This is a genomic window from Salipaludibacillus agaradhaerens (genome assembly GCF_002019735.1).
Taxonomy (GTDB): domain Bacteria; phylum Bacillota; class Bacilli; order Bacillales; family Salisediminibacteriaceae; genus Salipaludibacillus; species Salipaludibacillus agaradhaerens.
This window is the reverse complement of sequence record NZ_KV917378.1, coordinates 2,017,557-2,030,124: the sequence shown is the minus strand read 5'-3', so window position 1 is coordinate 2,030,124 and position 12,568 is coordinate 2,017,557. Positions and strand designations below refer to the sequence as shown.

General features: G+C 39.2%; 7 protein-coding genes. 6 read left to right on the top strand and 1 reads right to left on the bottom strand.

The features are described from left to right. Positions 1 to 167: 167 nt before the first annotated feature. Positions 168 to 1,271: a UDP-galactopyranose mutase gene (glf, locus tag BK581_RS09555; RefSeq protein ID WP_078577962.1), complete on the bottom strand. Its 1,104-nt coding sequence runs from the start codon at positions 1,269 to 1,271 to the stop codon at positions 168 to 170. Positions 1,272 to 1,493: 222 nt separating this feature from the next. Here glf and BK581_RS09550 point away from each other — a divergent pair, with 222 nt between their 5' ends. From BK581_RS09550 to BK581_RS09525, 6 genes are all read left to right on the top strand, one after another. Beyond that, positions 1,494 to 2,384 (top strand): LysR family transcriptional regulator, encoded by an 891-nt coding sequence (locus tag BK581_RS09550; RefSeq protein WP_078577961.1) that lies wholly within the window; start codon positions 1,494 to 1,496, stop codon positions 2,382 to 2,384. 245 nt (positions 2,385 to 2,629) lie between these two features. After that, a complete protein-coding gene (locus tag BK581_RS09545; protein WP_078577960.1) occupies positions 2,630 to 5,506 on the top strand; it encodes a glycoside hydrolase family 3 N-terminal domain-containing protein in 2,877 nt (958 codons plus the stop codon). Between the two features lie 77 nt (positions 5,507 to 5,583). Then, positions 5,584 to 8,004 carry a beta-glucosidase gene (locus BK581_RS09540; RefSeq protein ID WP_078577959.1) on the top strand — a complete coding sequence of 807 codons (2,421 nt, stop codon included), beginning with the start codon at positions 5,584 to 5,586 and terminating at the stop codon, positions 8,002 to 8,004. 33 nt (positions 8,005 to 8,037) lie between these two features. Then, a complete protein-coding gene (locus BK581_RS09535; RefSeq protein ID WP_078577958.1) occupies positions 8,038 to 8,673 on the top strand; it encodes a hypothetical protein in 636 nt (211 codons plus the stop codon). A 13-nt stretch (positions 8,674 to 8,686) separates the two neighbouring features. Then, positions 8,687 to 9,703, top strand: coding sequence for a glycosyltransferase family 2 protein (locus BK581_RS09530; protein WP_078577957.1), 1,017 nt, complete (start codon positions 8,687 to 8,689; stop codon positions 9,701 to 9,703). Positions 9,704 to 10,020: 317 nt separating this feature from the next. Further along, a complete protein-coding gene (locus tag BK581_RS09525; protein ID WP_078577956.1) occupies positions 10,021 to 12,447 on the top strand; it encodes a beta-glucosidase family protein in 2,427 nt (808 codons plus the stop codon). The last annotated feature ends 121 nt before the right edge of the window (positions 12,448 to 12,568 follow it).

Below are 12,568 nucleotides of genomic sequence, written 5' to 3'. Positions count from 1 at the left end.
CCAGTGAACGTTTAGTGAATAAGGACATTAGCGTCCGCTATCTCCAGTCTAAATAGATTTATCTTTGCTCTCTATTTTCAGGCGGGAGTTTTACGGACAGTTATCTGTAAAAAATTTTTTGGCGAGAAAAAAGACACCATGTCAATCGACGATGGTGTCATGACTATTTATGAAGGAAATTCTTTTTCGACTTTAGTTAAGGCAGCTCCGATGACTTGATGCATATCAAAGTATTTGTAGTTGGCCAATCTGCCCCCAAAGATCACACGTGATTCATTGTCCGCTAAAGCTTTGTATTTTTTGAATATCTCATTGTTTTTGTTGTCATTAATTGGATAATAAGGTTCGTCACCAGGCTGCCATTCAGATGGGAACTCTTTCGTAATGACGGTTTCTTCTTGTGTACCAAACTCAAAATGTTTATGTTCGATAATCCTTGTATAAGGTGTTTCTTTATCCGTATAGTTCACAACCGCATTTCCTTGATAATTAGGCGTGTTATCTAATACGTTTGTTTCAAAATGTAAGCTTCTATAGTCTAAAACGCCAAATTTGTAATCATAATACTGGTCAATCATACCTGTATAAACAACTTTGTTAGCCAGTCGTTCTAGCTTTTCGCGTTGTTTAAAGAAATCAATATTTAATTTAACATCAATCTCGTCTAACATTTTTTCGAAAATGGCAGTATAACCACCAATTGGAATGCCTTGAAAACGATCATTAAAGTAATTGTTGTCGTAGGTAAACCGAACGGGTAACCGTTTAATGATAAAGGTAGGTAATTCTTTTGCTGACCTTCCCCATTGTTTTTCGGTGTATCCTTTGATGAGTTTTTCATAAATATCTGTTCCAACAAGGGAAATCGCTTGTTCTTCTAGGTTTGTCGGTTCCGTAATGCCAGCAGCCATTTTTTGCTGCTCAATCTTCGCTTTTGCTTCATCAGGGGTAGAGGTGCCCCATAATGTGTTAAATGTATTCATATTAAAAGGAAGATTATAAATCTCGCCTCTAAAATTAGCGATTGGCGAGTTCGTATACCGATTAAAGTCCGCGAATTGATTGACATAGTCCCAAATCTCTTTATTATTTGTATGAAAGATGTGTGCCCCATATTTATGTACGTTGATTCCTTCAATTTTCTCCGTATAAACATTACCACCAATATGTGCACGTTTATCAATAACTAAGCATTTCTTTCCTCTTTTTTTAGCTTCATAGGCAAAGACTGAGCCGAATAATCCAGCTCCCACAATGAGATAATCATACATCATAAATCTCCTTACTAATTTGGATAATATAGGATGGTTGCTACAGGTAAGTATTAATGGGAGCATTATAACAAAGTAATCAAGAATAATAAAGAATAGGATAAATGGACAAGGGAAAATGTCCTAAAACAACTACTTATCGAATAAGAGGGTCCATTGCAAATAGATTTAATAGAGTGCTATACTTAGATTTACAATTAGAGTGAAACAAAAGGTGAAGCTATGAATATAGAGGCGCTACAACATTTTAACAAGGTTTATCAGATGAATAGTATCAACTCTGCGGCTAAAGAACTATTTATTACCCCTCAAGGCTTAAGTAAAACGATTAAACAACTTGAATTAGAATTAGAGGCTGAACTATTCGATCGAGGCCCCCGTGGTATGGAACCGACTGAAGCAGGTGAATTGCTATATGCACGATCTCAGCATATCGTGTATCTGATGGAAGATTTAAAAAAAGAAATCAGTATTATAAGCGGTAGAAAAGGGACGCTAAATGTTGTTGTCACGTATTCATCAACAGCGTTAATACCTGTGGAAATGTTGTATGAGTTCTCTGATAGTTATCTTGGCATTCAAATAAAAATAAAAGAGTTACCTGATGACTCATCATTTCATCAAATGTTTCAAGAAGATGTGGATATTGGGTTAGTAAACGATTATGAAGATATAGAGAACTGCGAACATGAATTACTTGCATTAGGAGAAGCGGTTGTGGTCGTTTCCCATAAGCACCGTTTAGCAGACAAAGATGAGATTTCCATTGATGACCTTAAAGAAGAGCCTTTAGTTGTTAAGTCGGTCGGGAAAGGCAAAGATCATATCTTTGTGGCTAAATGCTTGGATAGAGGCTTTACACCGAACGTTGTCCATGAATTTGGAAGCATTATAACAGCCCATCGCATGTGCCAATTAAATGGATTTGTTGCTATATCGGTAGATTTCGTCGAAGCATCACTAAAGCAGAAGGATTTAAAAATAATTAGATTAAAAGAGAAAATCCCCCAAAATATTTATTTAGTGTCTAGAAAAAGGGGAATTCAATCAAAGGCGATTGTGCTGTTCAAAAAGTATATAAAGGATAAAACAGATAAAACCAAGTCGATTTAATAGGTTATAAAACCTCTAAATCGACTTTTTCTATTATAACAAACTAAAAGTTACCCCCCCCTAACAGTTCGTTGATACTCGATTCATATATTTTAGGTTAAGCTTAATTTGCTGTCATAAAAACGGTTACATGATTAGTTCAGAAATGATAGCGGTTTATATTTTGGAGGAGGGACTTATTTATATTGTCTAAAATCATTACAAAAGTCAGCAAGTTATCGTTTTATTAACAGGGGGGAAGAGAGATGGGAAAGAAGAAAATGAGTAAGAAAAAATTCCGGATTATTTGGAGTTCAGTATTAAGTCTTTTGCTAGTTTTAGCCATTGGTGTAAACGGTGCACTTGCTTACTATTCGGACGTTATTACCGCATACTTTAGTGAGATTGACATTACCAGTAGTGAAGCAGTGGCAGCACGTGAACACTCAACAGAAGTGGCTGCCAAAATAGCTGATGAGGGTATTATTCTTTTACAAAACAAAGAAAGCGCTTTACCATTTGTTGAAGGCACAAAGGTAAACGTGTTTGGCTGGAGCTTTACAGACCCAATTTACGGTGGTGCTGGTTCCGGTGGGACAGATGCCTCGACTGCCATTACACCTAAAGCTGGGTTAGAGGCAGCGGGCATCGAAATTAATGAAGAATTATATAATGCCTATGTGGAAACAGAATTGGAAAGGCCGGAAATAGGTATAGAAGGTCAAGATTTTACGATTCCGGAGCCGAAGCCTGAAGACTTTTACACAGATGCATTAATAGATCAGGCGAAAGAATTTTCTGACACAGCCGTTCTTTTTATTGCGCGTTCAGGTGGTGAAGGAGCTGACTTGCCACAAAGTTTATTCGGAGAAGATACGTATGACCCAAATGGTAGTCCTCAAGGACCAACTGGTCAAAAGTTTGGCTTTGAAGATGATCAAGATCCGAACAAACATTACCTTGAACTTACGAATAGAGAACTCGGTATGCTAGAGGCTGTCACGGAGAACTTTGATAACATCATTCTTGTGGTAAACAGTGCAAATACATTTGAACTTGATTGGATTGAAGATTATAACCAAATCAAGAGTGTTGTCAATATTGCAGGACCAGGACAAAGTGGCTTTGGTTCTTTAGGTGAAGTCCTTGTTGGAGATTTAAATCCTTCAGGAAGGACAGTTGATGTTTATGCTTATGATCTTCAGGATGCCCCGGCAGCGACTAACTTTGGTGACTTTGATTATGTGGTTGAGAATGCTGACGGCACGTATTCAACGGCCTCAGATGATCAAGGAGTCCCTTTAAAATATGTTGATTTAACAGAGGGTATCTATGTTGGCTATCGTTATTATGAAACGGCAGCTGAAGAGGGCAGCATTGACTATGATGAAAAGGTCCTTTATCCATTTGGATATGGACTAAGCTATACCACGTTTGACCAAGAAGTAGTTGCTGACAGCGTCATATGGAATGATACTGAGGTGTCAGTTGATGTAGAAGTGACAAATACAGGCGCTGTAGCAGGTAAAGAAGTTGTACAGCTTTATTACTCGCCACCCTACACAGGTAATATTGAACGTTCATCAATAAACCTAGCAGCATTTGGAAAAACGGATGAACTGGAACCAGGGGAATCAGAGGTTGTAACAGTCTCATTTGCGGTTGAAGATATGGCAGCATATGACCATAACAAAGCATTCAGTTCTGACGGTGCGTATGTCCTTGAAGCAGGCGAATATCAGGTAATGTTGATGAATAATTCTCATGAAAAAATCGCTGATGTCGCCTCTCAAACGCTCTCAGAAATCGTATACGATGAGACGGGGCGTTCTACTGACGAGCAAATAGCTGTGAATCAATTTGATGAACAGGTGACTGGTGAAGGAAGTATCGACACCTATCTTTCACGAGCCGACGGCTTTGCTAATATTGATGAGATTGACCAAAATGTCATGTTTACAGTTACCGATGAAGACGGAAGTACGAAAGAAGTAGTTGGTAAATTAGTTGACCAAAAATTTGTCGATATGGTTAATAGCAAGCGTTATGATGTACCGGCTGACACGCATGATACTGCCCCAACAACTGGCGTAGATAACGGGTTAATGTTACAAGATTTTAAAGAGGTAGCCTATGATGACGAAAGTTGGGAGCCCTTACTTGATCAATTATCGGTTGATGAGTTAGTTGATGTTGTCATACACGGGGGCTATAGAACAGCTGAGATTGCCTCTGTTGGGAAACCAGCTTCAGTTGATTATGATGGGCCAGCAGGGATTAGTAATTTCATTTCAGGTTCACCATTATCGGGAATCCCATTCCCCGCAGAAGTGATGCTAGCATCAACTTGGAACATCGATCTTGCTGAAGCAATGGGTGAAGCAATTGGCGCTGAAGCACAAGCGTATGGCGTAACTGGTTGGTATGGTCCTGCCATGAACATCCATCGTACAGCATTTGCTGGAAGAAACTTTGAGTACTATTCAGAGGACCCATATCTGTCTGGTAAGATGGCGGCAGCAACGACAGAAGGTTACCAAAATCAAGGCGGGTTTGTTGTGATGAAACACTATGCATTAAATGATCAGGAAGATAACCGCACTTATGGTGTCTTAACATGGGGTGACGAACAAGCGATTCGTGAAATATACTTAAAACCATTTGAGATTGCCGTAAAAGAAGGTGGCGCATTAGGCATGATGTCTTCATTCAACAGTATTGGTGCTGTATGGGCTGGGGCAGATCGAAGTCTTATGACTGAAGTGTTGCGTAACGAGTGGGGATTTAGAGGGCTTGTTAATACAGACTTCTTTATTCTTGATGCTTATCCATATATGAATGTTGAACTCGCTCTACGTGCTGGGAACGATATCCTTCTTACAGGTGTTGCCCCATTCGGAGTACCGGAAGTGAATACAGATAGCAATGATACATTATGGGCAATGAGAGATGCTGCTAAAAATGTGATGTATACAATAGCAAATAGTAGTGCCATCGATGATGATATGAGTACAGCTACACCGCAATGGATAATTAACACGATCATTATCAATATTCTTGTGGGGATAGGTATTATTCTAGGTTTCTACTTTACTTTCCGTAGCAGTAGAAAAAGAGACGAAGAATCAGTATCAGTAGCTTAATAGAGTTTTTAAAAAATAATACGTTAGCGGTACTTCTTACTCGAAGTGCCGCTGAAACTGTAAATGAGGCATCGTAGATGAAATACAAAGAGATTATAAACAAAATGACACTAGAAGAAAAAGCGTCTTTAATGTCAGGTAAAGATTTCTGGACAACGCAAGAAATAGAACGGCTAGGTATTAATAGTATTTTTCTGGCGGATGGCCCCCATGGCATTCGGAAGCAAGCTGAAGCCGCTGACCATTTAGGGTTGAATGAGAGTCTTCCAGCAACATGCTTTCCAACTGCCGCTACGGTTGCGAATAGTTGGAATGTAAAACTAGGAGAGAAAATCGGCCAGTATCTCGGTGAAGAAGCAGTCGCGCAGAAAGTAAACGTCTTGCTTGGCCCCGGTATTAACATGAAAAGGGACCCATTGTGTGGAAGAAATTTTGAATACTTTAGTGAAGATCCATACCATACAGGTAAACTAGCGGCTGGTTATATTAAAGGCATTCAATCTCACGGTATTTCAGCATGTGTGAAACACTTTGCGGCGAATAATCAAGAAGAAAGGCGTATGTCTATTGACACCATCGTAGACGAAAGAACGTTAAGAGAAATCTACTTAACAGCTTTTGAAATCGCGATTAAAGAAGGCCGAACAAAGACGGTTATGTCCTCGTACAATATGGTCAATGGCGCCTACACAAATGAAAGCATCCACTTAATGCGCGAGATTCTACGAGATGAGTGGGATTTTGATGGCGTCGTTGTCACTGACTGGGGTGGAAGTAACGATCGTGTGGCAGGATTACTAGCAGGTAATGAATTGGAAATGCCCACAACAGCTGGAGAAACAAATCAAGACATTATTAAAGCAATTGAAAGTGGCAAAATCAAAGAGGCTGTATTAGATGAGTGTGTTGATCGGATACTTGATTTAATTTATACAACAGAAGACGTGTATAGTAAGTCGTACTCTGAAGAATTTAATGTGAAGGAGCATCATAAAGTTGCTCAAGAAGTAGCGGAAGAATCCATCGTCCTTCTTAAAAATGAAGGGAATTTGTTGCCGTTAAAAAAAGGGACGAAAGTGGTAACGATAGGCGATTTTGCTAAGAACCCAAGATATCAGGGAGCAGGTTCATCGATTGTCAACCCGACGATTTTAGATAATACGCTGGAAAGTTTAGATGCTTCTGAGTTAGTTAACATTTGCTATGAACCAGGTTTTGAACGTTATGGAAAGAAAAATAAGAAAAAAATCACGAAAGCGTGTGAACTTGCCAAAGAAGCAGATGTGGTTCTTTTGTATATTGGTCTAGACGAAGCGACAGAAGCGGAGGGGCTTGATAGACAAACGATGGCATTGCCGGCAAACCAAGTGGCGTTATTACAGGCGATAGCTCAAGTGAATCCGAATATAGTCGCCATACTCTCTAGTGGAGCCGCAATCGAAATGCCGTGGATCGATAACGTAAAAGGGTTAGTACACGGTTATTTAAGTGGTCAAGCAGGCGCTCAAGCGATTCTTAGAGTGTTAACAGGAGAAGTAAACCCTTCTGGTAAGCTAGCTGAAACATACCCACTCCGATATGAGGACACACCGGCTTATCATCATTTCCCAGGAAAAGAAGTGAGTGTGGAATATCGTGAAAGCATGTATATCGGGTATCGCTATTATGACACGGCAAATGTCAATGTCCGTTTTCCATTCGGATTTGGCCTAAGCTATACAACCTTTGAATATTCTGGTATTCAAGTTGATAACGACGGTGTTACATTTGCGTTGTCAAATACAGGGGATGTTGCTGGGATGGAAATTGCCCAAATGTATGTCACGTGCCAATCTGACGCTATTTTTAGACCGAAAAAGGAATTAAAAGGCTTTACAAAAGTATTTTTAAATCCTGGAGAAACAAAATCCGTGACGATTCCTTTTGATGATAAGACATTTCGCTATTTTAATGTGAAAACAAACCAGTGGGAAATTGAAGAAGCAACTTATACCATTATTGTTGGAGCTTCAAGTACGGATTGTCGACTAGAACATTCTCTTTTTGTTGAAGGGACACATGCACCACTTCCATATGACAAAGAAAAGCTTCCATCCTATTATTCTGGTAAAGCAAATAACGTGACGGAAGCTGAATTTGAAGCATTATTAGGGGGGGAAGTGCCGGTAACCACGTGGGACAGAACAAAGCCGTTAGGGTATAACGATACAATTGCGCAGTGTCAATATGCGAAAGGTTGGTTTGCGAGATTTAGTTATCGAACAATCTCCTTTGCTCATTGGTTTTTACGGAGAATCGGCAAGCGAGAATTGGCTAATCTTATCATGATGTCTGTCTATCATATGCCATTTAGAGGTGTGTCACGAATGACAGGGGGCGTCATCAATATGCCAATGCTTGATGGTATCTTGTTAATTGTCAATGGACAGTTTTTTAAAGGAACGCGCCACTTTCTGAGAGAAAGAAGTAAAATGCTAAAGTTGGCTAAAGGTGAATAATTTATGTGGCCGAAGTGACAAGGGAGAGGTAAAATGAGTATAGAAAAAGTAACAACAAAAAAGACACATACAGGGGTACTCAAGTTTTGGACAAATTATAAAGAGAAGCATCCTAATGTTGCTCAATTTCTTGTTTTCTTCCTGTTGAGTAATGGTGTAACCGTGCTACAGTTCATTTTAATGCCACTGTTTAAAAGTATATTTGCACAAACGGCATTGGTCGATACAAGCTTTCGTGTATTACAATTTGGTCAAAATTTCGATGGTAGTCCCTATTACGTATTTGATTATGCTGCCGGGGCATTGGCAGCAGGAGGTGGAGGTGGATTAGCTTATTTCTTAGCTGTCCAAATCACCATTGCTATTGCTCAGATTATTAACTTTTTTGCCCAAAGAAGTATTACATTTAAATCAAACAGTAACATTTGGAAAGCCGCCTTTTGGTACCTGATAGCTTATGTGATTATTACGATAGGTGCTGCCGCTGCTCAAGGGTTCTATAAAGCCCCAATTTATGAGTTGTTGATGAACACGTGGGGGATGGGCTCCTTTGGTGAGACTGCAGCAGATGTGGTGACAATGACGATAAACAGTGCTATCGCCTTTTGGGTGTTCTTCCCGATATTTAAAATAATATTTAAACAAGAGCCTGAAAAGCAGGGCGAGTAAAGGTAGTGTGAATATGAAATTATTATCAGTCGCGATACCTTGTTATAATTCACAAGATTATATGAGATATTGTATAGAATCTCTTTTGCCTGGAGGAGAGGACGTAGAAATTCTGATTGTGAATGACGGTTCTGTGGATCAAACGTCGGCTATTGCTAATGAATATGCATTGAAATACCCTACTATCGTGCGAGCCATACATCAAAAAAATGGTGGTCACGGAGAAGCGGTTAATGCGGGAATTAGACATGCATCTGGACTGTATTTTAAAGTGGTAGATAGTGATGATTGGGTTGATACTAGAGCGTACATGAAGGTATTAGAAGCATTACGATATTTAAGTACGGATGAAAAGATCGTCGATATGGTCATTAATAATTTCGTTTATGAAAAAGAGCATGCTAAATACAAGAAAATAATGAAATATGATAACGTCCTTCCTCAAGATGTTATTTTTAGTTGGAATGACATGAAACCTTTTCGTAAAGGGCAGTATATTTTAATGCACTCAGTCATTTATCGAACACAATTATTAATTGATAGTGGACTCGAACTACCGAAACATACTTTTTATGTGGATAATCTTTATGTTTATGCCCCATTGCAACATGTGAAAAAACTCTATTATGTCAATGTTGATTTGTATCGGTATTTCATTGGAAGAGAAGATCAATCAGTTCAAGAGGCGACTATGATTAAACGGATTGACCAGCAGATTAAAGTGAATAAGTTAATGATCGAACAAATCGATCTTGAGTCGATTAAAAATCCGAATTTAAAAGGCTACATGTTAAGGCATTTAGAGATCGTCACTGTGGTATCTGCCATTCTATTGATTCGTTCTGGAACGGCGGAAAACCTCCAGAAAAAAGCGGCACTGTGGAAATACATCAAAAATAAAGACACTCACTTGTATCGTCGTTTGAAATATGGCATTATGGGGAATTTAATTAATCTTCCAGGGAGTGCAGGACGGAAAGTGTCTATTGGTGCCTATAAAATTTCTCAAAAACTAGTAGGATTTAATTAAGTATTGGCTTAAAGTGATGTCTTCAAATACTGAGAGAGAACATGCGGCCCTACTCTTGGGAAACTATATGTCATGAAGAAAGCAGGGAGCTGAAGGTAAAGTTCCCTGCTTTCATTATGTTTTGAGTTTCAGCCATCAAATTTACTTCATGTAACTTTTCGTAAGATCTATTAGAAAATGATGACATTCTATAGTAGAATCTTTCTATAGAGATGTAAAAAGTATAGCTATTTGTCTACTGATGTCAAAATACAAAATAAGCCTTTCGGACGTGTCTCTTGGGTGGAGTGCCGCTGAAATTTAAATGAGGAATTGAAATGACATATAAAGAATTAATTGCACAAATGACGTTAGAAGAAAAAGCATCTTTAATGTCAGGAAAAGATTTCTGGCAAACAAAAGATATTAAACGTCTTGGAATTAATAGTATGTTTCTTGCCGATGGACCCCACGGAATTAGAAGACAACAAGTAGCAGCAGACCAATTGGGGTTAAATGCAGGTCTACCTGCTACATGTTATCCAACAGCCTCCACTGTGGCCAATAGCTGGAATACGGAATTAGGGGAAAAGGTCGGAGATTACCTCGGTGAAGAAGCCGTTGCACAAAGGGTCCACGTCTTGCTTGGCCCTGGAATTAATATGAAAAGAAATCCATTATGCGGACGAAATTTTGAGTATTTTAGTGAAGACCCGTATCATGCTGGTAAGATGGCTGCCAGTTATATTAGGGGTATTCAATCTCATGGTATCTCCGCATGTGTTAAGCATTTCGCCGTCAACAATCAAGAAGAGAGACGTATGTCGATTGACACGATCGTTGATGAACGAACCTTGAGAGAAATCTACTTAACCGCTTTTGAAATCGCTGTTAAAGAGGGACGGACAAAGACGATTATGTCCTCTTACAATCGATTAAACGGTGAATATACTAATGAAAACAAACATTTAATGAAGGACATACTCCGAGAAGAGTGGCACTATAACGGTGTGGTTGTTACCAATTGGGGAGGTAGTAATGATCGCATTGCAGGTTTACTTGCTGGAAATGAACTTGAGATGCCAACAACAGCAGGACAAACTGATCAAGACATCATCGATGCCGTAAACTCAGGAGAGATTGAAGAGAAAGTATTAGATGAATGTGTAGATAGGCTCCTTACATTAATTTATTCTACTAATGACGTCTTTGAAAGACCGTATAAAAAAGAGGTTGATATTGAGAGGCATCATCGCGTTGCTCAAAAAGTCGCGGAAGAATCTATCGTCTTGTTGAAAAATGAGGATAATTTGTTGCCGCTTAAATTTGGAAAAAAAGTGGCGGTTATTGGCGATTTTGCAAGTGAGGCACGTTATCAAGGAGCCGGCTCTTCCATTGTAAATCCGACAATCCTTGATCATACAATGGCGTGTTTTGAGGAATCTGGCATTGTGAGTATCGGATATGAACAAGGCTTTGAGCGCTATGGAAAGAAGAATAGAGAATTAATCAATAAGGCATGTTCATTGGCTAAAAAAGCAGATGTTGTTTTTCTATATATTGGTTTAGATGAGGTGACAGAGGCGGAAGGGTTAGATAGAAAAAGCATGAAAATACCAGCCAATCAGGTGGCGTTATTAGATGCTTTATACGAAGTGAATCAAAGTATCGTGGCGATCCTATCTTGTGGTTCTGCAGTAGAAATGCCATGGATTCATAAAGTGAAAGGCTTATTACATGGCTACTTAGGTGGACAAGCAGGAGCAAGAGCCATTCTAAGAGTGTTATCCGGTGATGTGAATCCCTCAGGTAAATTGGCTGAAACATATCCCTTTCGCTACGAAGACACCCCTTCTTATCACCATTTCCCTGGTGATGAAGCGAGTGTAGAATATCGAGAAGCGATGTATATTGGCTATCGCTATTATGATACAGCGAATATCGATGTCCTCTTCCCTTTTGGTTATGGACTTAGTTATACCACTTTTGACTACTCTAATCTCCAGGTAGATCGAGAGGGCGTCACATTTGAATTGACGAATACCGGGGATGTGGCCGGGATGGAGATTGCACAGTTGTATGTTGGCTGTCAGTCTAAAGAGATTTTCCGTGCAAAAAAAGAACTGAAAGGCTTTAAAAAGATCTTTATTAATGCTGGTGAAACGAAGACAGTTGTGATCCCATTTGATGATAAAGCTTTTCGGTACTTTAATGTAGAAACGAATCAATGGGAAATTGAAGAGGCGGACTATCACATTATGATTGGAGCATCAATCGCAGATATCCGTCTGAAGGACACGATTTTTGTTCAAGGAACAGGTGCACCGTTCCCCTATCATAAAGATCAATTACCTTCATACTTTTCTGGGCAAGCGAATGATGTTAGTCAGGAAGAATTTGAGGCGGTGCTTGGAAAAAGTGTTCCAACAGCTAAATGGGATCGACATCAACCACTAGGGTATACTGATACGATTGAACAATGCCAATATGCCAAAGGGGTTGTTGGACGCCTAACATATTACACAATTACTTTTGTCCATTGGTTCTTATGGAAAATTGGAAAGAGAAACACCGCCAATCTTATTATGATGTCAATCTACCATATGCCATTTAGAGGCATTGCAAGATTAACAGGAGGCATCGTCAATATGCCGATGTTAGATGGCATTTTAATGATGGTTAATGGCCATTTTTTTAAAGGGCTACGACACGTATTCAGAGAAAGAAGGAAGAAAATAAAAAAAGCAAATTCTCACTCATCATGAGGCTTGCCTTATTAACAAAACTGTTTGGATGTGCGGCATCGAAGCAGTTTTTTTGTCTAGTAAACGATTTGTTTATCCCCTGAACTGTTTGTTGATAGGCGCGCTTTAGAATAGGTGTAAA